This window comes from Pelomonas cellulosilytica (genome assembly GCF_021353265.1).
Taxonomy (GTDB): Bacteria; Pseudomonadota; Gammaproteobacteria; order Burkholderiales; family Burkholderiaceae_C; genus Pelomonas; species Pelomonas cellulosilytica.
The window spans coordinates 59425-80130 of the sequence record NZ_JAJTWU010000001.1 but is presented as its reverse complement, the minus strand read 5'-3'; the positions used below and the strand labels follow the sequence as shown (position 1 = coordinate 80130).

The 20706-nt window shown below is 69.2% G+C and carries 18 protein-coding genes; 15 read left to right on the top strand and 3 right to left on the bottom strand.

Going from position 1 to position 20706, the window contains the following annotated elements; genetic code table 11:
• Window positions 1-82: 82 nt before the first annotated feature.
• Window positions 83-1642 carry an FAD-binding oxidoreductase gene (locus LXT13_RS00355; protein ID WP_233369613.1) on the bottom strand — a complete coding sequence of 520 codons (1560 nt, stop codon included), beginning with the start codon at window positions 1640-1642 and terminating at the stop codon, window positions 83-85.
• Window positions 1643-1857: 215 nt separating this feature from the next.
• Here LXT13_RS00355 and LXT13_RS00350 point away from each other — a divergent pair, with 215 nt between their 5' ends.
• The 10 genes from LXT13_RS00350 to LXT13_RS00305 all read left to right on the top strand — a co-directional run bounded on the left by LXT13_RS00350 (window position 1858) and on the right by LXT13_RS00305 (window position 13880).
• Window positions 1858-3318, top strand: coding sequence for a flavin monoamine oxidase family protein (locus LXT13_RS00350; RefSeq protein ID WP_233369612.1), 1461 nt, complete (start codon window positions 1858-1860; stop codon window positions 3316-3318).
• Between the two features lie 96 nt (window positions 3319-3414).
• On the top strand, window positions 3415-4635 hold the full coding sequence (locus LXT13_RS00345) for a class I SAM-dependent methyltransferase (protein ID WP_233369611.1): 1221 nt from the start codon (window positions 3415-3417) through the stop codon (window positions 4633-4635).
• Window positions 4632-4982, top strand: a complete 351-nt coding sequence (locus LXT13_RS00340) for a hypothetical protein (protein ID WP_233369610.1) — start codon at window positions 4632-4634, stop codon at window positions 4980-4982. The genes LXT13_RS00345 and LXT13_RS00340 overlap by 4 nt, the downstream gene beginning before the upstream one ends.
• Window positions 4979-6160, top strand: coding sequence for an FAD-dependent monooxygenase (locus tag LXT13_RS00335; RefSeq protein WP_233369609.1), 1182 nt, complete (start codon window positions 4979-4981; stop codon window positions 6158-6160). Before LXT13_RS00340 ends, LXT13_RS00335 begins: the two co-directional genes overlap by 4 nt.
• A gap of 9 nt (window positions 6161-6169) precedes the next feature.
• Complete coding sequence (locus LXT13_RS00330; protein WP_233369608.1) at window positions 6170-7195, top strand: alpha/beta fold hydrolase; 1026 nt, start codon at window positions 6170-6172, stop codon at window positions 7193-7195.
• A 17-nt stretch (window positions 7196-7212) separates the two neighbouring features.
• Window positions 7213-8124: a polysaccharide deacetylase family protein gene (locus tag LXT13_RS00325; protein WP_233369607.1), complete on the top strand. Its 912-nt coding sequence runs from the start codon at window positions 7213-7215 to the stop codon at window positions 8122-8124.
• A gap of 16 nt (window positions 8125-8140) precedes the next feature.
• The gene (locus LXT13_RS00320; protein WP_233369606.1) at window positions 8141-9655 is read left to right on the top strand and encodes an aldehyde dehydrogenase family protein; all 1515 of its coding nucleotides are present in this window, start codon (window positions 8141-8143) and stop codon (window positions 9653-9655) included.
• A 25-nt stretch (window positions 9656-9680) separates the two neighbouring features.
• Complete coding sequence (locus tag LXT13_RS00315) at window positions 9681-10643, top strand: DUF1838 family protein (RefSeq protein WP_233369605.1); 963 nt, start codon at window positions 9681-9683, stop codon at window positions 10641-10643.
• Complete coding sequence (locus LXT13_RS00310; protein ID WP_233369604.1) at window positions 10640-12973, top strand: serine hydrolase domain-containing protein; 2334 nt, start codon at window positions 10640-10642, stop codon at window positions 12971-12973. Before LXT13_RS00315 ends, LXT13_RS00310 begins: the two co-directional genes overlap by 4 nt.
• Window positions 12974-12983: 10 nt before the next feature.
• Entirely contained in the window at window positions 12984-13880 is an 897-nt protein-coding gene (locus LXT13_RS00305) for an alpha/beta fold hydrolase (RefSeq protein ID WP_233369603.1), read from the top strand.
• Between the two features lie 12 nt (window positions 13881-13892).
• On the opposite strand, the gene LXT13_RS00300 is transcribed toward LXT13_RS00305, so the two are convergent.
• Window positions 13893-14756 (bottom strand): SGNH/GDSL hydrolase family protein, encoded by an 864-nt coding sequence (locus LXT13_RS00300; RefSeq protein WP_233369602.1) that lies wholly within the window; start codon window positions 14754-14756, stop codon window positions 13893-13895.
• Window positions 14756-15391, bottom strand: a complete 636-nt coding sequence (locus LXT13_RS00295; RefSeq protein WP_233369601.1) for an isochorismatase family protein — start codon at window positions 15389-15391, stop codon at window positions 14756-14758. The genes LXT13_RS00300 and LXT13_RS00295 overlap by 1 nt, the downstream gene beginning before the upstream one ends.
• A 221-nt stretch (window positions 15392-15612) precedes the next feature.
• On the opposite strand from LXT13_RS00295, the gene LXT13_RS00290 reads away from it, so the two are divergent.
• The 5 genes from LXT13_RS00290 to LXT13_RS00270 all read left to right on the top strand — a co-directional run bounded on the left by LXT13_RS00290 (window position 15613) and on the right by LXT13_RS00270 (window position 20695).
• Entirely contained in the window at window positions 15613-16473 is an 861-nt protein-coding gene (locus LXT13_RS00290; RefSeq protein ID WP_233369600.1) for an IclR family transcriptional regulator domain-containing protein, read from the top strand.
• Window positions 16474-16578: 105 nt separating this feature from the next.
• Window positions 16579-17997 (top strand): 3-isopropylmalate dehydratase large subunit, encoded by a 1419-nt coding sequence (leuC, locus tag LXT13_RS00285; protein WP_233369599.1) that lies wholly within the window; start codon window positions 16579-16581, stop codon window positions 17995-17997.
• On the top strand, window positions 17997-18623 hold the full coding sequence (gene leuD, locus LXT13_RS00280; protein WP_304622793.1) for a 3-isopropylmalate dehydratase small subunit: 627 nt from the start codon (window positions 17997-17999) through the stop codon (window positions 18621-18623). Before leuC ends, leuD begins: the two co-directional genes overlap by 1 nt.
• 28 nt (window positions 18624-18651) lie before the next feature.
• Window positions 18652-19515 (top strand): isocitrate lyase/PEP mutase family protein, encoded by an 864-nt coding sequence (locus tag LXT13_RS00275; protein ID WP_233369598.1) that lies wholly within the window; start codon window positions 18652-18654, stop codon window positions 19513-19515.
• A gap of 10 nt (window positions 19516-19525) precedes the next feature.
• Complete coding sequence (locus tag LXT13_RS00270) at window positions 19526-20695, top strand: alpha/beta hydrolase-fold protein (RefSeq protein ID WP_233369597.1); 1170 nt, start codon at window positions 19526-19528, stop codon at window positions 20693-20695.
• The last annotated feature ends 11 nt before the right edge of the window (window positions 20696-20706 follow it).

Sequence of the window (20706 nt, the reverse complement as noted above, 5' to 3'; positions counted from 1 at the left end):
AGGGCGCGAGGCTAGGTGAGGCGAACCCGACGGTCAACGCACGGTCGCGCTCCGATTCACCTCGCGAACAAGGCGTGGCAGCCTACAGCCCGAGCGCGCCCGGGTTCATGAGGCCCTTCGGGTCCAGCGTGGCCTTCAGCGAATTCAGCAGCGCTAGCGCCACCGGATCCAGCCGGTCAGCGTAGCGGTAGGCCCGGCCGATCTGGAAATGCGCCGCGCCGTGCGCGGCGAACAGCTCGGCGAGCTCGCGCTTGACGTCCGCCGCCAGCGCGGTGGCCGCTTCGTTGCGGCCGTGGGCCGGTACGCCGCGCAGATGCTCGTCGCCCAGCATCGCATGGTGATACGGCGTCGTCTCATCGGGCCAGTACAGCGCGATCTCGTACAGCAGCCCCGTCGACGAGACGGTGGCGAACATTGTGCCCATCCAGACGCCCAGCCGCTCCATCTCTACCTGGCGGCGCGCCTTCAGCCCTTGCAGCGCCGCATGGAACGCAGTCACCGCCGCATGCGGCAGGATGCCGTGCAGAGGCACCCAGCGCTCGCCGCCAGGGCCGAGGATGTTGGTCAGCGGCGCAAACGGCAGCGCGCGCACGAAGCCAGGCACGCTGTTGGCGATCTCCTGCCCGCGCGTCAGCGCAAGCAAGCGCAGCCGCTGGGCCTTGGCCTTCACGTCGGCCTCGCTGACACCCTCGACGATGAAGTGCGCCATATAAGCACCGCTCGTCAGCACGCGATCGCCGGCCGCCGCCATGCGCAGAAGCTGCTTCACGCCAGCCAGCACGCCAGGCGCCGAGCGGAACACCTCCGCTGCAATGCGCAGCCGCGAGGCCAGCCCGCCCTGCCGGCCGATCTGCCCCTGGGACAGCGAGCGGTCCAGGCCGAAGTGCTCGTCCTCCAGCCCCTCCAACGCCGCCAGCCGCAGCATCTCGTGGAAGCTTGCGAAATCGTCGAACGCGAAAGATAGCGCCTCGAAGTCCGCATGCGCCGCGATCATCGGCAACCGGATCGCCGCCTTGATACCCAGCGCGCCGCAGTCGCCGGTAAACAGGCCCGTCAGGTCCGGCCCGAAATGGCGTGTGGCGGTACTGATGCCCGTGCGCAGCAATTCGCCGGATGCCAGCACCACGTCCAGCGACAGCACCGACTGCGCCGAGATGCCGTGACGCGCGCTTCCATGGCTTAGCGTGTTCTGGCTGACACCACCGCCGATGGTTGCGACCAGGCCGGAGAACGGCCCCCAGAACGGCGTGCGCAGACCCAGCGGCGCCAGGCGTTCGCGCAGCGCCGCCCAGGTGACGCCGGCACCCACAGTCACGACTGCGTTGGGCACGTCCACCTCGATGCCGTCCAGTGCGCCGGTGTCGAACAGCACATGGCCGCCGGCCGGCAGCAGATAGCCGTCGGTATAGGACGCACCACCGCCGCGCGGCACCATGGCCACGCCGGCTGCCGCGCACAGCCGAACGGCGGACTGCAACGCCTCGACGGTGCGCGGCCGCACGACCGCCAGCGGCCGGCCGCCCTGGGCATAGACATCGCGGGACAGCACGTCGAGCTGCGACGCCGCGGTACCGACCCCCTCGGCACCCAGCACGGCGCGCAGTTCATGGACAAGAGCCTCTTGGGCGGCAGTGGCGTTCATCGGGTGCAGGCACGGAGCGGTGAGAAGCGGCGACGCTAGCCGGGAGGCCCGCCGCCGGCCACTGCCGCGGGCAGGCTGTTCACGCAGCGAGGACACGCGCACCGCCTGGAAAAATCACCTCTTGAACACTCCGCGCCACGGACTCGCCAGGCCGCGACGGCCATGCTGTACTGCATTGATCGATGCATGCGCCGCCCCGGCCTGGAGACCTGCTGATGGCTGACCCCACGTTGTTGAATCGTCGCTCCGTCCTGGCCGCGGGAGCGGCGACGCTGGCGGCCCCCACGGGCCTGGCCCGCGCCGCCTCACCGCAGGCCGACGTACTCATCCTCGGCGCCGGCATCTCCGGCCTGCACGCCGCCCGCATGCTGCAGGGCGCAGGGCTGAAGATCACGGTACTGGAGGCCAGCAACCGCGTCGGCGGGCGCTGCTGGACCGAGCGTGGAGTGCCAGGCCGTCCCGAGATGGGTGCGGCCGAGATCGGCTTCGGCTACGGGCGCGTGCGCGGCAATGCGACGGAGCTGGGCGTCGCGCTGGTGGACCAGAAACCCGGGGGCCCGTCAGTGCTGGGCGGCAGTACCGTCGCGATGAGTCTCTTCGGCCAGCCCGCGGTCAATCGCCCCTGGGCCGACTCGCCGCTAAACCGCCTGGCTGCCGGCGAGCGCGCGATGCTGCCGCTTCAGCTCTACGCCCACTACCTGCGCGCCAACAAGCAGCCGCTGGTGGAACTGTCGGACTGGCTCAAGCCCGAATTCGCCACGCTGGACCGCATGTCGCTGCGCGACTACTTCCGCGCGCAGGGCGCGTCGGACGAAGCACTGCGCCTTCTCAACGTCAACGTTACATCGCGCAATCTCGACGAGGCCAACGCGCTGGACGTGCTGCGCAAGCTCCATGGCTATATGTGGGAAGCCAAGGCCGGCCGCCAGAGCAAGGTGCGCGACGGCACGAGCGCGCTGACCGACGCGATGGCACAGTCGCTCGCGCAGCCGGTGCAGCTGCAACGCGTGGTGCACCGGATCGAGGCCGGGCCAACGGGCACGGTCGTGCACTGCCGAGACGGCAGCGTGCATCGCGCCCGGGCTTGCATCACGACTATCCCACTGTCTGTCATGAAGGACATCCGCGTCGACGGCGTGCGCGGCGCGACCATCCCGGGCCAACAGCGCGAGGCCTGGCACGAGATCCGCTACGGCCAGCTGCTGCAGGTTTTCATGGAAGCGGACAAGCCCTTCTGGGAAAAGGACGGCATGTCACCCGAGCTGTGGTCCGATGGCCCCATCGAGCGCGTGCTGCGACTGCCAGCGCAGGACGGCTCAACCAACCATTTCGTCGCCTTCATCAACGGCGAGGCCACCGACGCGCTGGACCGGCTGCCAACGGCGCAGGTGAGCGAGCGCGTCGTCAGCGAGCTGGCCCGGCTGCGCCCGTCCACGGCCGGCGCGATGCGCGTGACCCATGTGCACAACTGGACGACGCTGCCGTTCAACCGCGGCCACGTGGCGGGCTACCCGGTGGGCGGCGTCGGCCGGTACGCCGCACTGCTGGACCGGCCGGTGGGCTCGCTGTACTTCGCTGGCGAACATTGCGGCAAGGTGCATGTGGGTCTGGAGTCGGCCTGCGAGGCGGCCGAAGCCGCCGTCATGCGGCTGCTGGACGACATCGACAAGGCCTGAGCCGTCGGCGCGTATCCGTCTGGCGGCTAGCCGACGGGCCCGGCGCGCACGCCGCCAGCGGCCAGTCCAACATTCAATCGAGACCAAGGAGTACCGATGCTCAACACCTTCCAGCAGGCACATCACCCGATGCTGCCCCGGGCCACGCACGACGAGGCCGCACGCCAGGAGTTCTCCAAGAGCCTGAAGCAGTTCGTACAGCAAGCGCTGCTGCCGGGTCTTCAGCCAGTGTTCGAGCACCGCGTGGCCAAGGACTTCGAGAAGACCCACGGCCATGCGCCGAAGAACCGCCGCGACATCCGCCGCGCGATGGAGCCGGACCCCTACTTCCAGCACTACGCCGCGCTAAACCGCATCTCGCAGGAGGCGATGTGGAACTCGGTCATCGACTCGGTCGAGCGCCAGCTGCCCGAGCTCATCGACAACGCCCGCAAGTTCTCCGCGTCGACGGAAGCAAAGCTGCGCATCGACGCCGGCTTCGTGCCGCCGCGCTACGTGACGGCGCTCGACATCCACTGCATGCCTGGCGGCTACGCAAGCGAGGTGACGGCCGAGGACGTGAGCGTCGCAGCACTTTACGACCGTGGCGCCTACCTGTACGGCATGGGCTTCGCGGGTCCGCTGAACGACGACATGGGGCGCTCGGTCTGCAACTACGTCAAGCGCAACCTACCGGACTTCAAGCCGCGCCGCATCCTCGACATGGGCTGCACGGTGGGCCACTCCACGCTGCCGTACAAGACGCTGTTCCCTGACGCCGAGGTCTGGGGCATCGACGTGGGCGGCCCAGTGGTGCGCTATGCGCACGCCCGCGCAGCCGCGCTGGGCGTGGAGGTCAACTTCGCGCAGATGAACGCAGAGGCCACTGACTTCGAGGACGGCTACTTCGACCTCATCGTCAGCCACATCCTGCTGCACGAGACCAGCGGCAAGGCCATGCCGCGCATCGTGCGCGAATGCCACCGCCTGCTGTCGCCGGGCGGCTACGTGATCCATGCCGACCTGCCGCCATTCGACCTGATGAGCCCCTTCACGCAATTCATCCTCGACAACGAGACCTGGTACAACAACGAGCCCTTCTGGGGCGCGATGCGCGAAATCGACCAGATCAAGCTCGCAGTCGACGCCGGCTTCCCGGCCGACAGCGTCAAGTTCGCCACCGCACCGATGGCCATCCTGGAGTCGGCAGCCGAAGGCGCGGCAGGCTACACCAACGATTCGACGAGCGCTGTGGCGGAGCGCGAGTTCACGGCCGGGGAGTTCGCCCCCGGTGGCGGCTGGGAAGTGCTGATCGCGCGCAAGGGGGTGCAGGCATGAGCGCGCCCCGTCCCCAGCGTCACTCGCGCGGCAAGCGACCACAGTTCTTCACGACGTCCGGCATGGACGAGGTGATGTCGATGATCATCGTGCTGGCGCAGGAGCTCAGCGTGCTGCGCGACCGCGTGGACGCGATCGAGCGCGTCTCGGCCGCCCACGGCCTGGACCTGGCGAAGGAGATCGAGGCGCTGGTGCTGGACCAGGAAGCGCTGGACGCCCGCGAGCTGCGCCGCCAGCAGTTGTTTGAGCGGCTGTACTACCTCGTGTGCAAGCAGGCGCACGAGCTGCAGCAGGACGAAAGCAAGCAGGGCTACGACCAGGTCATCACCGAGACGGCGCAAGCATGAACGCGATGCACCACAAGCAGCCGGTGTTGATCGCCGGCGGCGGCATCGCCGGCCTGTGCGCCGCGCTCGGCCTCGTGCGTGCCGGCGTGCCGGTACGTGTGTTGGAGCAGGCCGCGGAGCTGCGCGAGGTCGGTGCGGCCGTCTCACTTGCTCCCAACGCCACGCGCGCGCTGGACAGTCTGGGGATAGGCCAGGCGCTGCGCGACGCCTCCAACTGGCCGCAGCGCGCCGCAATGAAGCACTACCAGAGCGGCGCCGAGATGGTGGCCTACCCGATGGGGTCGTCGATGGAGCAGCGCTGGGGTGCGCCCTACCTGCAGCTGCTGCGCGCCGACCTGCATACGGTGCTAGTCGATGCCCTGCATGCACTGGACCCGACCGCGCTGCACCTGGGCGCGCGCGTGCAAGGCATCCAGCAGCATGGTGAAGGCGTCGAGGTGCAGACGGCCGCCGGCACGTTCCGCGGCGGCTGCCTAATCGGTGCCGATGGTGTGCGCTCGGCCGTGCGCGCCGCGCTCTACGGCGACGGCGCGCCCGACTTCACCGGCTACGTCGCCTGGCGTGGCGTCGTGCCGGTCGAGAACCTGCGCAATCCCGACTTCAAGCCCGACACCGCCGTGTTCCTGGGCCCGCAGCGCACGCTGTTGCGCTACCGCGTGCGCGGGCACCGGGCCGTCAACGTTGTGGCCTTCGCCCGCGTCGAGGGCTGGGCCGAGGAAGGCTGGTCGCTACCGGCCGACCTGGACGAGCTGCGCGCCGCCTTCGCCGGCTGGCACGAGGAGGCCGACGACATGATCGAGGGCCTGTGCCTCAGCGGCGCGTTCAAGTGGGGCCTGTTCGGCCGCGCCGAATTGCCGCGCTGGCAGCAGGGGCGCGTCAGCCTCATCGGCGATGCCGCCCACCCGATGCTGCCCTTCCTGGGCCAGGGCGCCGCGATGGCCATCGAGGACGCTGTGCTGGTGGCCCGCGCGTTGGCGCGCGGCCCCGACGTCGAATCGGCACTAGCCTGCTACGAGCGCATCCGCCACCCGCGGGCGACGCTCACCGTCAAGCGTGCCGATGCGCACGGCCTGCGAATCCACCAGCATCTGGTGACCGCATCCGCCACCGACCCGGTGCCGCGCGACGACTTCGCCGAGTTCGACTTCGACGCGGCCACGACGCCGCTGGACGCCTAGGGGCCCGCCATGCTTGACATCCGCCGCTTCACCGCCGCCGTGGCGCTGCTCGCAGGTGCCGCCTGCGCTGGCGCCCAGTCCGCCGCGCCGGTGACGACGACCCGCGTGCTGACGCGCGAGTCCGTTATCGCCCGCTTCGCCGACGCCGAGTCCAAATTCGTCGACATCGACGGCGTCAACCTGCACTACAAGGACCAGGGCAGCGGCCCGGCCCTGCTGCTGATGCAGGGCACGTTGGGCGACCTAGGCGACTGGGACGGGTGGGCCGAGATGCTGTCGCGGCGCTACCGCGTGCTGCGCTTCGACATGCCGGCCTTCGGCCTGAGCGGCCCGCTGGCCAGCGGCAACTACTCGGCCGACCGAATGGGGTCGCTGATCGACGCCTTCATGGACCGCATGGGCGTCGAGCGCTTCGCGATCGCCGGCATCTCGTACGGCGGCCTCGTGGCCTTCCGCTACGCCGCGACGCGCACTGACCGCGTCACGGCGCTGATCCTCGCCAACTCGGCAGGTATCGAGTATGGCAAGGCGCCTCCCCAAGTGGCGGCGGCCGGCCTGCCTGGCGCATCCGCCCCGGCACCGGCGGCCAGTGGCGCCGAGAGCCGGGCCAACCTGTTCTACGACGCCGTCATCACCTACGGCGACATCGAGCTGAACCTGCGCCACATGCTCGCCAACCCCTCGCTGGCGACACAGCAACGCATCGAGCGCAAGCTGGCGTTCGCAAACATCCAGGGCCGGCTCGAGGAGTCGCTGGCCGGGCGCCGACTGTACGAGCGCGGAGACCCGCTGCGAGTGCTGGCCCATGTGCGCGCACCCGCGCTCGTGCTGTGGGGCGGCGCCAATAAGGCGCTCAACACAAAGACCGCCGACGCCTTCATCGACGCGCTGAAGAATGCGTGCACGACGCAACGCATCGTCTACCCCGACGCCGGCCACCTGCTCATCGTCGACAAGGCCGCGCAGAGCGCCTCCGACGCGATGGCATTTCTCGACAAGCTGCCTGCAGCCGGCGACTGCCGCCGCGGGCGCTGACCGCCCAGGAGACCTCCATGCACTACGACTACGTCCCACTGCCCGAGCGCCTGCCGCTGCGCTGGCCCGGTGGCAAGCGCGTCGCGCTGTTCCTCACGATCAATCTCGAGACCTGGGATCTGATCAAGGACACCGACAAGCCTTACTACGCCGGCGGCCCGGCTATCCTGCCCGACACGCTGCCAGGCAACGTGCCCGACTTCCCGAACTTCGCGTGGCGCGAGTACGGCCAGCGCGTCGGCGTCTGGCGTCTGTACGATCTGTTCGACGAGATGGGCATCAAGCCGGCCGTCACGATGAACGCCGTGACCGGCCTTCGCCGCACGGCCATGGTGACCGCTGCGCTGCAACGCGGCTGCGAGGTTATCGCGCACAACTACGAGCAGGGCGAGCTGCTCACCAACTTCGCCGGCGACGTGGAGGCCGAGCGGCGCGTTATCGAGCGCACGCTGGCCGTCTACGAACAGGTGTGCGGCCGCAAGGCCCAGGGCTGGCTGTCGTCATCGCTGCGCGGCACGTTGAACACGGCCGACATCCTGGCCGAGAAGGGCCTGAAGTTCTATTGCGACTTGATGAATGACGACCAGCCCTACCTGGTCCAGACGCCACACGGTCCCATCGTCTCGACGCCCTACTCCAACGAGATCAACGACTTCACGCTGCTGACCCGGCGCGGCCACACGACGGCCGAGTACCTGGACGTGCTGATGGAAGAGCTGACCGTGCTGCACGAGGAAGGGGCTAAGACCGGCCGCATCATGAACCTCGGCCTGCATCCGCACGTAAGCGGCAGGGCCTACCGCATCAGCGCGCTGCGGGAGTTCCTGCAGTACGCCAAGTCGCTGCCGGGCGTGTGGTTCACCACCCGCGAGGAGGTGGCCAGCTGGTACCTGGAACACCACCACGAGCACATCCCTCCCAAGGCCTGACCCAGGACGCCTCCGCATGAGCCTCGACATTCCAGCCCTGAAAGCCACGCAACCCGCCGCAGTGGCCTTCCTCGCGCGCAGCGACCATCCGATGCTGCTGGGCGAGCACTGGGTGCCCGCAGAGTCCGGCCAGTGGATGGAGACCGTCGACCCGGCGACCGGCGCCGTACTGGGCCGCTTCCCGAACGGGGACGCAAGCGACGCCAACCGTGCGGTGCGGGCAGCTCGCGCGGCGTTCGAGAACGGTCCGTGGCCGGCGATGACGCCCAGCCAGCGCGCGCGCATCCTATGGCGCGTCGGCGAGCTGATCGAGCAGCATATCGACGAATTGGCCGAGCTGGAGACCCTGGACCAGGGCAAGCCGCTGTGGGTGGGCCGGTATGCCGAGATCCCCGGCGCGGCCGAGCAGTTCCGCTTCTTCGCGGGCCAGGCGCAGCGCATCGAGGGCCAGACGATTCCGACCTCGATCAACTACCAGCCACCAGGCAAGCAGGTGATGGCCTACACGGTCAAGCAGCCGGTGGGCGTCGTCGCGGCCATCGTGCCATGGAACTCGCCATTGGTACTGACGGCGATGAAGCTGGCCCCGGCGCTGGCGGCCGGCTGCTGCGTCGTGCTCAAGCCCGCGGAAGACACCTCGCTGACGGCGCTGCGCCTGGGCGAGCTGCTGCTGGAGGCTGGCCTGCCACCGGGCGTCGTCAACATCGTCACCGGCCGCGGCGACGTGGTCGGCGCGGCGCTGGCGGCACATCCGGGCGTCGACAAGATCTCCTTCACCGGCTCCACCACCGTGGGCCGCTCGGTGCTGCAGGCCGCTGGCGGCAACCTGAAGCGAGTGACGCTGGAGCTGGGCGGCAAGTCGCCCGTCATCGTCATGCCCGACGCCGACATGGACCTCGCCATACCCGGCGCGGCCAATGCGATCTACTTCAACACCGGCCAGGTCTGCGTGGCCGGTTCGCGGCTGTACGTGCACCGCGACGTGTTCGACCGCGTCGTCAACGGCGTGGCCGACATCGCGCGCAGCATGAAGCTGGGCCACGGCCTGGACGCCGCCACGCAAGTGGGCCCGGTCGTCAGCCGCAAGCAGGCCGACCGCGTGCACCGCTACGTGCAGGACGCGGTGGCTGACGGCGCCCGGCTGCTGGCCGGCGGCCGCCAGCTAGGCCCCAACGGCACCTTCATCGAGCCGACAGTGCTCGTCGACGTGCGGCCCGACATGGCGTGCGTGCGGGAGGAGATCTTCGGGCCGGTCGTCGTCGCCACGCCGGTGGACTCGCTGGAAGAAGCGCTGGCGCTGGCCAACGACTCCGCCTACGGCCTGGCAGCCAGTGTGTGGACGCGCGACCTGTCGACCGCACACCGCGCCGCGGCCCGCATCAAGTCCGGCACCGTGTGGATCAACTGCCACCTGATGTTCGACGCCAGCCTGCCCATCGGCGGCGTCAAGGAATCCGGCTGGGGTCGCGAGAGCGGCCAGGCCGCCGTCGACAACTTCCTCGAACTCAAGACCGTCTGCGCGGTCATATGACCCCTTCCCTTCGGAGAACCACGACATGAACCCCACCGACATGAACAGGCGTGGCGCGCTGCGCCTGGCCGCTCTCGCAGGCGCCGCGGCCGGCACCGGCGTGGCCGCCGCCCAGACGGCCCCGGCCAACCGTCGCCCGCTGGCCTTCGGCGACCCGATCTGGAACCGCGAGGTCTCGGCCCGGCTGGAGGCGCATGCGGACCCGAAGAAGTTCGTCTACGGCCTGGCCTCCGGTGTCGTGGCCGGCGTGCGTGACGGCGAGAAGCTGCGCCCGCTGATGCGCTTCGAGGTGTTCAGCACCATCCGCGTTGTGCGCCAGCCGGACGACAGCTACCAGCGCCTGTGCCGCGAGGTCGTGTTCTATCGCAACCTGGAGACCGGCGAGCTGATGGACGAGTGGGACAACCCGTACACCGGCGAGCGAGTGAAGGTGGTGGACGTAGCCAACGACCCGTACAACTACGTGATCTCCGACTACTTCCCGCAGCCACCCAGCTATGGCGGCCTGAACAAGGAAACCCGTCCGCGCCGGCCCTTCCTGCGCAACTGGAGCCTGCTGGACGCCGAGACCGTAGGCCTGGAATCCGACGTTCACCTCTACTACCCCAGCGCCATGCAGCCCGAGAAGTGGCCACGCGAGTCGCCCGGCAAGATGACGCGCGTGTCGGAGATGTTCCGCTACGTCATCCGCCGCAGCGACCTGGAGGACTCTAGCCTTGGGCATATCCCCTATCACGGCGTGTGGAACCGCGTGACGCCGTGGCTGCCCTGGATGCTGATGGACCAGGCCCCCGGCCACATCCTCTACACCGGCCGCATGTCCTCGCACGAGACGCTGGACTTCCACGCCAAGGACGTCATCGAGCGCGTGAAGAGCCGCTATCCCAAGTACCTCGTCGCGCCCGAGAAGGTCGAAGGGCCCAGTCTGTCTAGCCTCGAGCGCTACGCCCACGACCAACAGCCGGCGCCGCCGCGCGCGCCGAAATGATGCGCGTTCATCGCCTGGCTCCGCTCACCGGCCTGGCCCTGCTGATGGCCGGCGCCGCGCTCGCGCAGACGGCGCCGCCCCGCGACGCGCGCAACGCATCGTTCTGGCAGCGCGTCGACTTGCCGCCGGCGGACCGCATGCTGCCACCCAAGGACTGGTACAAGCCGCTAGCGCCGCTGGCCAGCCAGCCCGGGCCCTTCCTGCCGGCGGCCCAGCCCGGCAAGACCACCGTCCCCGCCCAAGCGCTGGACGAAGCCGCGCAGTACGTGCAGGCCAGCAACGGCCAGGCGCTGATCGTCATCCACAAAGGCGTCGTGCAGGCCGAGCGCTACTTCGGCGGCACCGATGCGAGCACGCAGTTCAGCTCGCACAGCTTCGCGAAGACACTGGCCGCCGCGTCGCTAGGTGCGGCGGTGACCGACGGCAAGATCGCCTCGGTGGACCTGCCCGCCTCGCGCTGGCTGCCCGAATGGCGGGGCGACGCGCGCGAGGCCATCACGCTGCGTCAGTTGCTGACGATGAGCGGCGGCTTTCGCACCGCGCCGAGCACCGACCCCGCCAGCCGATACATGCAACTGCATTACGGCTCGGACGTCGAGGAGATTGTCAGGACAGCACCGCTGGCCTATCCGCCGGGGACCGACTTCGCCTACGACAACGAGAACCTGCAGGCACTGGGCCTCGTCATCGAGCGCGCCACCGGCACGCCCTACCTCGACTACGTCGGCCAGCGGCTGTGGAAACCACTGGGGGCCAGTGGCGCCGAGTTGCTGATGGACCGCGAAGGCGGCCGCGCAATGCCCTACTGCTGCGCCTGGAGCGTACCGCGCGACTGGGCGCGCGTGGGCCAGATGCTGCTGGACGGCGGCACCTGGCGCGGCCAGCGAATACTCAGCGAAGCCTTCGTGCAGGAGATGCGGAAGCCCTCGGCGGCCAATGCCAGTTTCGGCTTCCAGCTCGCGCTGGGCTCGGCCTGGCTGGAGCCGCGGCTGTACCGCGCCAGCGCCGCGCAGAAGGCCAGCCTCGTGCCGGCACTGGCGCCGGACCTGTTCTACCTGAGCGGCGCCGGTGGCCTGCAGCTCGCACTGATCCCCAGCGAACAGTTGCTGATCCTGCGCGTCGGCAAGCCCTCGCCCGCCTGGCGTGACCAGGCTCTGCCCAACCTGCTCTACGCGGCACTCCACCCCGAGCGCCACGCCGACTGGGGTTGGCTCTACGACTGGCGCATGGCCAACCGCCCGGACCCGCGCAGCCCTTCGCTGCTGGACCTGGACCAGCCGCAGCAATGGCCCGCCGAGCGCGTGGCCGGCGGCGCGGCCACGCCGCTGCCGCGCCGCGTCAGCGCCTGCCTGAACGACACGACGCTGGCACCGGCGCTGGCCGAGATCCAGCGCGTGAAGAGCTACAGCTTCCTGGTCTGGCGCGATGGGGCGGTGGAGTACGAGTACTACGCCAGCGGCTTCGGTCCCGACACCCGCGCCGAACCGGCGTCCATGCACAAGTCGGTGCTGGGCCTGCTGGTGGGCCAGGCCATCGCCGACGGCGCCATCCCGAGCCTGCAGACCCCCGTGTCCCGCTGGCTCAAGGAATGGGCTGGCGACCCGCGTGGTGCGATCACCGTGGAGCAGATGCTGCAGATGGCCAGCGGCCTGGCCCCGCTGCACTTCGACCTCACGCCGGGCTCCGCCTACAGCCGGGCGCTCTACGGCGCCGACAGCACCGCCGTGCCACTGGCCGCCACGCTGGCCGATGCCCCCGGCAGCCGCTTCAACTACGCCAGCGGCATCTCGCAGCTGCTGGGCCTCATCATCGAGCGCGCCACCGGCAAGCGCTATGCCGACTACCTGTCCAAACGCCTGTGGCAGCCGCTCGGCGCGCAGGACGCCTACGTGACGCTGGACCATCCCGGTGGCCTGGCCCGAACGTCCAGCGCGTTGTTCGCGCGACCGGAGGACTGGGTACGCCTGGGGCTGCTGTTCGTGCAACAGGGCCGCGTGGACGGCCGCCAGGTCGTGGACGCGCGCTGGGTGAAAGCCATGGCCACTCCCAGCCCCGCCAACCCGAACTACGGCTACCAGCTCTGGATCGCCAGCCCGCACGCACCACAGCGCGCCTACAACAGCGCGACGAAGGCCACCGTGCCGGCGAAAGCGCCGTTCCTGGCCAGCGACATGGTGCTGTTCGACGGCTCCGGCGCCCAGCGCGTGTACGCCTCGCCAGCCGAGAACCTAGTCATCGTGCGCCTAGGCGCCGGCACCTTCGACTGGGACGACTCACTCGTACCCAACCTCGTCACCACTGTGGCGCGCCAGTGCCGCGACGCCCGTTGAGCCTCACGCCATGAAACGCCTGCTGCTGACCGCCGCCTTGACCACTCTGACCGCCGCCACCCAGGCCCAGGCGTTCGACGGCGCCCGCTTCGGCACGGTCGCCGGCCACGGCGGCGTGCCGCTCAACGTCGTCCAGAAGGGCGAACCGGGCAAGCCCGGCGTGCTGTTCCTGCACGGCTTCCGGCAGAGCTACTTGAGCTGGTCGGCGCAGTTCGGCGCCGATCTGGCGAAGCACTGCCACCTGGTCGCATACGACCTGCGCGGCCATGGCAATTCTGGCCAGCCCTGGCAGGCTGCGGCCTACGACAACGCCCGCCCTTGGGCCGACGACATGGCTGCAGTCATCCAGGCCAGCGGGCTCGTGAAACCGCTGGTGGTGGCCTGGTCGTTCGGCGGCAACGTGGCGATGGACTTCCTGCGCCTGCACCCGGAGGTGCCCATCGCGGGCCTGGTGCTGGTGGCTTCACCCGCCGGCCTGCTGGCCGCGCCGGATGCGTCGTCGGCAAAGCCGCCGCGCCCAGTAGCGCTGGACCTCGCACAGGCCATCTCCGGCGCCGAGCGCACGGCCCAATTAGTGTTCGGCGCCGGCGTGGACGCCGGCCTGCGCAGCCAGCTCACGGCCGCCTCATTGCGTGGGGGCCCGTACCTGGACAGTGCGGTGGCCGTGCGAGGCGCCGGGGCGAATGCCGACCTGCTGCCCCAGCTCGCCCAGCAGCACGTGACGCTAGCGCTCGGCGGCCGCGACGCCATCGTGTCCGAGCCCGTCGCCCGGCAGCTGCGCGCTGCATTGCCGACGGCCCGCGTGGCGACATTCCCGCAGGCCGGGCATGCGCTGTTTCTGGAAGACGCCGCCGGCTTCAACGCACTGCTGGACGAGCTGCATTGCTCGCCTGGCGCCAGCCGCTGATCGCCAGCGCCATCAGCGCCGCAGCAACCGGTCCAGCGCGTCGGCTACGGCGGCCATGCCTTGCGCGTTCGGGTGATAGGGCGCACCGCCAGCGGGCGCCGGATAGCCCCACATCCAGGGCATCACGGAGCAGACGTCATGCCCGAGCGATAGGCTCGACGCACGCAGGAGCAGCGAGCCGCTGTCCTGGGCGACCCGTGCGGTGACCGCCTCCAGGCGTGCCGCAAGGCGATGGGCTTCCCTTGCCTGGTCTGGTGACAGCGGGGCCTGCTCGCAGCCGCCTTCGACCGGCAGAACAACGGGATAGTCCACCCAAACCAGCGTCGCCTGCGGCGCGCGCTGGCGCACTGCCACGGCAATGTCGCGCAATGAGCGCTCCAGGGCTTCAAAAGCCGCGTCGTCACCTGCGCCGCCCAGTGAGTGGCAGCGTGGTGCGGGTTGTCGACCCTGCGCCAGCAGCTGTTGGCACGATGCCTCAATCAACCCGCCGATGTAGCCCACGTCGTTGCCGCCCACGGTCACCGTGACCCATCGCGTCGCAGAACCGACCGCATCGATCTGCGCGGGCTCGTCACGCCACGGCGCGAGCACCGCCGCGGTCGTCGCACCACTACAACTCACATCCTTGAGCACCAGCTCGCGCCGGGCGGCCAACAGATGGGCGTAGTTCCTCGTGGACCGCGCGCAACGCATTGGCGACCCGGTCTCGTAGGGCAGTAGGCCGGGACCCGCCGCGAAGGAACTCCCCATGGCCACATACGTGGCGGAGGGTTTGAGCTGGGCTTGAACCGGCAGCGGCGTGGCGCCGAGCAGCGCCCAGGCCAGTACGCCACCCAGCACGGGCGCCCACGCACCAGCGATCCGGCGGGCGGCCATCAGGACGCCGTGCGCGCGATCAGGGCCCTGGCCTCGGCCTCACTGACGACCTCGGCGTACTTGGCCTGCAGGTCGAACAAGTTGGCCTCTTGCGGCCGCGGGTCGCGCTCGCCGCAGGCCTCGCGCACGACAAACGGCGCGAAGCCGTTCTGCAGCGCGTCCAGCGCCGTCGCGCGTACGCAACCCGACGTCGAATAGCCAGTGACCAATACCGTGTCGATGCCCATGGACACAAGCGTCGCGGCCAGCGACGTGCCACAGAACGCCGAGGCGTACTGCTTGCTCACGACGACCTCGTCCGAAAGCGGCTCGATGCCTGCGGGAAAAGCTCCCAGCGGCGAGCCCTTGAGGAAACTGCGCAGCGCCGGCACCTTGCGATAGAAAAGGCCGCCGTCGCGGCCTTCGGCGCCATAGACGACGTTCGTGAAGATGACAGGCACGCCAGCGGCGCGTGCGGCGTCGATGAGACGGATGTTGGGCGCCAGCGCATCGACGAAGCCCTGCGCATACAGTGGGCTGTCGGGTTGCACATAGGCCTGCACGACGTCGATGACGAGCAGCGCCGGGCGTTGTCCGAAAGGCAGCGTGCCGCCGAAGCCGGCGCGCTCGTAATCGTCCTGGAGGGAGGCTGTCATGGCGCGCAATTTAGGCGCGGGGCACCGGTGCGAAGACCGCGGGCTCCGCGCGTGTTCAGCAGGTGGATAGCACTCAACATCCCCGGGATTTCCCACCTCCGGCACGAAATGCGCTGATCGACATTACGTTTTCGCGACAAGCGTCCGCCTTCCGCGGCGCGCGCCGACCGGCGATCCCGAACTTTCATTCCCCCCCTCCCGCAAGGGCACAAGAGGACATCATGGAAAGAGGCGTCCCCATCCGCGCTGTCAGCCGCAGCATCGCGGTGCTCCAGTGCATCAACCGGCATGGTTCGCTGTCATTGATGGAGATAGCCCGCGGGGTTGAGCTGCCCTACCCGACGACCTTCCGCATCATCCAGACACTGTTGTACGAGGGCCTCATCGAGTGCGAACCCTCTCGCAAGCACTACCGCGCCACGCAGCTGGTGCAGACGCTGGCCGTAGGCTATCGCGAGACCGGCAACCTGCTGATCCGCGCACGGCCGCACATGGTGGCGCTGACGCGCAAGCAGTCCTGGCCGGTGTCGCTAGTCACGCACGTGGGCCAGAGCATGATGGTGCGGGACTCCACGCACAGCGAGACCTCGCTGAGCTTCTGCAACTACGAGCCCGGTTACACGCTGCCGATGCTGGAATGCGCCTCCGGCCATGCCTACCTGGCCCATGTGCCGGACGATGACCGGCTGAGCATGCTGGCCGGACTGGAGACGCTGGAGCGGCGCAGCCACATGCTGGAAATGTTCAAGGGCGACAAGCTGGTGCAGCGCATCCGCGCTGACGGCTATGCCACCTGCGACCGCAACCCGCACTCGGCCGTACCGCGCAAGACCTCGTCCATCGCCGTGCCCGTCTTCGAGGGCCCGCGCGTGGTGGGTGCGATGGCATTGGTGTTCTTCTCGTCGGCCATGCCGATGGCCGACGCCGTGCAGCGCTATGTGCTGGACCTTAAGGCCGCCGCAGCCGCCATATCGGAGGAACTGACGCGCGACCAGATGGCAGCACCAGACGCCGCGGCCAAGTCGCCAGCGTCGCGTCAGGTGGCGCCCCGCAGCACGCGGACCGACCTTGCCCTGACCTGAGCGCAATCCAGCGGCATCCACGTGGCGAACAGCCACGCAGCCCCGCATGGCGGGCAGGCGCCCGGCTTGCACACTGCACGCCATGATGAGCCGCCCTTTCCGTTCATGACGCAGACCCTCTACGACAAGCTCTGGACCTCACATGTCGTCACCGAAGAACGCGACGAGCGGGGCGACACGACGGCGCTGGTCTACATCGACCGCCAGATGCTGCACGAGGTCAGCAGCCCGCAGAGCTTCGAGGGCCTGCGGCTGCGCGGCCTGCCGGTGCGCCGCCGCGAGACGCAGCTGGCCGTGGCCGACCATGCCGTGCCCACACGACACCGTGACCAGCCCATCGCCGACCCACTGGCCCGCGAGCAGGTCGCGCTGCTTGAGCGCAATACCACCGCCACCGGCCTTAACTACATCCCTCTGAACGACCAACGCCACGGCATCGTCCACGTCATCGGGCCGGAACAGGGCTTTACGCTGCCGGGCATCACGCTGGTCTGCGGCGATTCGCACACCTCCACACATGGCGCCTTCGGCGCGCTGGCCTTTGGCATTGGCGCGAGCGAGGTGGAATGCGTGCTGGCCACGCAGACGCTGCGCCAGCGCCGCGCCCGCAACCTGCGGGTGCGCGTGACCGGCGCGCTGCCGGCAGGCGTCACTGCCAAGGACGTCGTGCTGGCCATCATAGGCAGGCTCGGTGCATCGGGCGCCGTGGGCCACACGATCGAGTTCTGCGGTGACACCGTCGAGGCCATGTCGATGGCCGAGCGCATGACGGTGTGCAACATGAGCATCGAAGCCGGCGCCCGCAGTGGCCTCATAGCCCCGGACGACCGCACCTTCGCCTGGCTGGAGGGCCGGCCGCTGGCGCCTCGCGGCGCGCTGTGGGAACAGGCGCTGGACCACTGGCGCACGCTGCACAGCGACGCCGGCGCGCCCTTCGACCGCAGCCTCGACATCGACGCTACCGCGCTGGCACCGCACGTGACCTGGGGTACCAGCCCCGACCAGGCGCTGGCCATCGACGGCCGCGTGCCAGACCCGAGTCAGGCGACCGACGAGGCCGCCGCACGCAAGATCGCCCGCGCACTCGACTACATGGGCCTGCGCCCCGGCACCGCGCTGCAGGACGTGCGCCTCGACCATGTCTTCATCGGCTCCTGCACCAACAGCCGCATCGAGGACTTGCGCGCTGCCGCCGCGCAGCTGCAGGGCCGCCACAAGGCCGCTCACGTAAGAGCCATCGTCGTGCCGGGCTCCGCTCAGGTGGCCCGCCAGGCTGTTGACGAGGGCCTCGACCGGCTCTTCACTGCCGCCGGCTTCGAATGGCGCGCGCCCGGCTGCTCGCTGTGCGTCGCAATGAACGACGACCGCCTGCAGCCCGGCGAGCGCTGCGCCAGTACGAGCAACCGCAACTTCGAGGGCCGCCAGGGTGCGGGCGCCCGCACCCATCTCGTCAGCCCCGCCACAGCCGCAGCCAGCGCCATTGCTGGCCACCTGGCCGACCCGCGCGAACGAACTCCCGCCTGATGCAAGCCTTCACGACCCTGCGCTCCGTCGCGGCGCCGATGCCCGACGCCGACATCGACACGGACATCATCTTTCCCGGCCGCTTCCTCGTGCTGACGCAAAAGGCCGGGCTCGGTCGCTACGCGTTCTACGAGAAGCGCTTCGACGAGACCGGTTGCGAGCGGCCCGACTTCGTACTCAACCAACCACGCTGGCGTGGCGCCGCCATCCTCGTGGCGGGACCGAACTTCGGCTGCGGCTCTAGCCGCGAACAGGCGCCTTGGGCGCTGGCAGACCTGGGCCTGCGCTGCATCATCGCGCCGGGCTTCGGCGAGATCTTCCAGGCCAACTGCTTAAACAACGGCATGCTGCCCATCGCACTGCCCTCCCGCGAGCATGCCCTCGTCATGGCGGCAGCCGAGGCCGCACAACCCCTCACAGTGGACCTGAAGGCCTGCACCATCGCGCTTTCGGGCGGGTTGCTGCTGCCCTTCCGATTGGCCGAGCGCGCCCGCGCGGCGCTGCTCGAAGGCCGCGACGAGATCGAAAGCATCCGCCAAAACGCCGGCGCACTGATCGAGGCCTTCGAGGCCAAGCAGCGCCGGCGCCAGCCCTGGCTGTATGCCGATGCCACTACCGCCGGCTGACTTCACACACCATCAGGACAACCACACCATGGCCCAACCCATCTTCCGCCAGATGCTCGACCAGGGCGACTTCTTCGTCGTGCCCGGCATGCAGGACATGATCGCCACCGCCGTGGCCAACAAGGTGGGCTTTCCCATCGTGTACGGAACCGGCTACTGGCTGACCGCATCCAGCCTAGGCCTGCCGGACGCCGGCATCGCCAGCTACACACAGATGCTGGACCGCATGGCCACGCTGGTGCAGACGAGCCACGCCGCCGTCATCGCGGATGCCGACACCGGCTACGGCGGTCTGCTGAACGTGGCCCACACCGTCAAGGGCTATGAGCGTGCCGGCGTCACGGCCATCCAGATCGAGGACCAGGAGTTCCCGAAGAAGTGCGGCCATACGCCGTTCAAGCGCTGCGTGCCGATGGAGGACATGGTCGAGAAGATCAAGGTCGCTGCCGAGACACGCGAGGACAAGGAGAACTTCCTCATCATCGCCCGCACCGACTCGCGCGCAGGCTTCGGCTTCGACGACGCGATGCGCCGCCTTGAGGCGTATGCCAAGGCCGGCGCCGACGTGCTGTTCTTCGAGGCACCACAGTCCGAGGACGAGATGCGCCGCGCCTGCGAGGCCTTCGACTTGCCGATGATGGCCAACATGGCCGACGGCGGAAAGACGCCGATCCTGCCGGCGGCCACGCTCAAGGAGATCGGCTACGCGTTCGCGATCTACCCGTCGATGACCAGCCTCGTCGCCGCCGCAGCGATGGAGCAGGCTTTGCGGACGCTGAAGGAGCAGGGTCTGAGCCAGACGCCCGAGCTGCCGATGTTCGATTTCACCGAGTTCTGCAAGCTCATCGGCTTCCAGGACGTGTGGGACTTTGAAAAGCGCTGGGCGCGCTAAGGAGATTTGCATGATGGCCAGGCCCCTTTCCCTCCTGCTCGGCACCTGCTGCCTGGCGGGTACCGCGGCGGCAGCGCCGGCCGTCTGCGACGCCCGGGCGTCGCAGCAGTGGATGATGTTCTACGACTCCGTCACGATGCAGGCCGACGGGCGCGTCAGCTTCCGGCTGTGCGCACCAGCCGCTGCCGCGGTCAAGCTCAGCAGCACCGAGATCGATGGCGTGCCCACCGGCTTCGACGGCAAGCCACCCGGCCTGCCCATGGCCAAGGACGAGCAGGGCTTCTGGGCCGCCACGACGCCCGGCCCGCTGGCCGCCGGCGCCTACCGCTATGCCTTCAATGTCGACGGCGTCGACATGCCCGACCCGCAAGGCACGAACTTCTCGCTGACCTACCGCGGCGCCCGCTCGGTGCTGGACGTGCCCGGCCCTGCGTCGGCCTTCCACAGTGCGCAGCCAGGCGTGCCGCAGGGACTGGTGTCGGTGATGAGCTATGACTCGTCCACGCTGGGCACTCGCCGACGCGCCCACGTCTACACGCCACCGGGCTACGAGGCCAACGGCAACCGGCGCTACCCGGTGCTCTACCTCGTGCATGGCGCCGGCGACAGCGATGACAGCTGGACTTCCATCGGCCAGGCGAACCATATCCTTGACAACCTCATCGCCGCCGGCAAGGCGCAGCCGATGATCGTGGTGATGCCGTTCGGCCACACGCCGGACCGGCCGGGCGTGGACCGCTTCAACAACACCGACTTCGGCGACGACCTCGTCAAGGACCTGATGCCCGAGGTGGAACGGCGCTTCCGCACCGAGCCGACCGCGACGCGCCGCGCGATGGCCGGGCTGTCGATGGGCGGAGCCCACACGCTGAACTTCGGCCTGCCGCGGCCGGACCTGTTCGGCGCCGTCGGCATCTTCAGCATCGGCCTGCAGGCAGGTGACCCCGCCAAGGCCTATGTCGCGCGCAACGCCGAAGCGCTAAAGCGCCGCGCCGCCGCCAAGAGTGTGGTGTTCTACGCCTTCGGCAAGGAGGACTTCCTCTATGCGATGGCCGAGCCGACGCGCCGCATGCTGGATGAGCAGGGCATCGCCTACAACTACCGGGAGAGCGGCGGCGGCCACACCTGGGTGAACTGGCGGGCCTACCTGAACGAGTTCGTGCCCCTGCTGTTCCGCTGACCTATTGACGA

Coding starts and splice junctions, on each gene's coding strand:
- LXT13_RS00355 (WP_233369613.1), bottom strand. CDS start 1,642: ATGAACGCCACTGCCGCCCAAGAGGCTCTTGTCCATGAACTGCGCGCC.
- LXT13_RS00350 (WP_233369612.1), top strand. CDS start 1,858: ATGGCTGACCCCACGTTGTTGAATCGTCGCTCCGTCCTGGCCGCGGGA.
- LXT13_RS00345 (WP_233369611.1), top strand. CDS start 3,415: ATGCTCAACACCTTCCAGCAGGCACATCACCCGATGCTGCCCCGGGCC.
- LXT13_RS00340 (WP_233369610.1), top strand. CDS start 4,632: ATGAGCGCGCCCCGTCCCCAGCGTCACTCGCGCGGCAAGCGACCACAG.
- LXT13_RS00335 (WP_233369609.1), top strand. CDS start 4,979: ATGAACGCGATGCACCACAAGCAGCCGGTGTTGATCGCCGGCGGCGGC.
- LXT13_RS00330 (WP_233369608.1), top strand. CDS start 6,170: ATGCTTGACATCCGCCGCTTCACCGCCGCCGTGGCGCTGCTCGCAGGT.
- LXT13_RS00325 (WP_233369607.1), top strand. CDS start 7,213: ATGCACTACGACTACGTCCCACTGCCCGAGCGCCTGCCGCTGCGCTGG.
- LXT13_RS00320 (WP_233369606.1), top strand. CDS start 8,141: ATGAGCCTCGACATTCCAGCCCTGAAAGCCACGCAACCCGCCGCAGTG.
- LXT13_RS00315 (WP_233369605.1), top strand. CDS start 9,681: ATGAACCCCACCGACATGAACAGGCGTGGCGCGCTGCGCCTGGCCGCT.
- LXT13_RS00310 (WP_233369604.1), top strand. CDS start 10,640: ATGATGCGCGTTCATCGCCTGGCTCCGCTCACCGGCCTGGCCCTGCTG.
- LXT13_RS00305 (WP_233369603.1), top strand. CDS start 12,984: ATGAAACGCCTGCTGCTGACCGCCGCCTTGACCACTCTGACCGCCGCC.
- LXT13_RS00300 (WP_233369602.1), bottom strand. CDS start 14,756: ATGGCCGCCCGCCGGATCGCTGGTGCGTGGGCGCCCGTGCTGGGTGGC.
- LXT13_RS00295 (WP_233369601.1), bottom strand. CDS start 15,391: ATGACAGCCTCCCTCCAGGACGATTACGAGCGCGCCGGCTTCGGCGGC.
- LXT13_RS00290 (WP_233369600.1), top strand. CDS start 15,613: ATGGAAAGAGGCGTCCCCATCCGCGCTGTCAGCCGCAGCATCGCGGTG.
- leuC (WP_233369599.1), top strand. CDS start 16,579: ATGACGCAGACCCTCTACGACAAGCTCTGGACCTCACATGTCGTCACC.
- leuD (WP_304622793.1), top strand. CDS start 17,997: ATGCAAGCCTTCACGACCCTGCGCTCCGTCGCGGCGCCGATGCCCGAC.
- LXT13_RS00275 (WP_233369598.1), top strand. CDS start 18,652: ATGGCCCAACCCATCTTCCGCCAGATGCTCGACCAGGGCGACTTCTTC.
- LXT13_RS00270 (WP_233369597.1), top strand. CDS start 19,526: ATGATGGCCAGGCCCCTTTCCCTCCTGCTCGGCACCTGCTGCCTGGCG.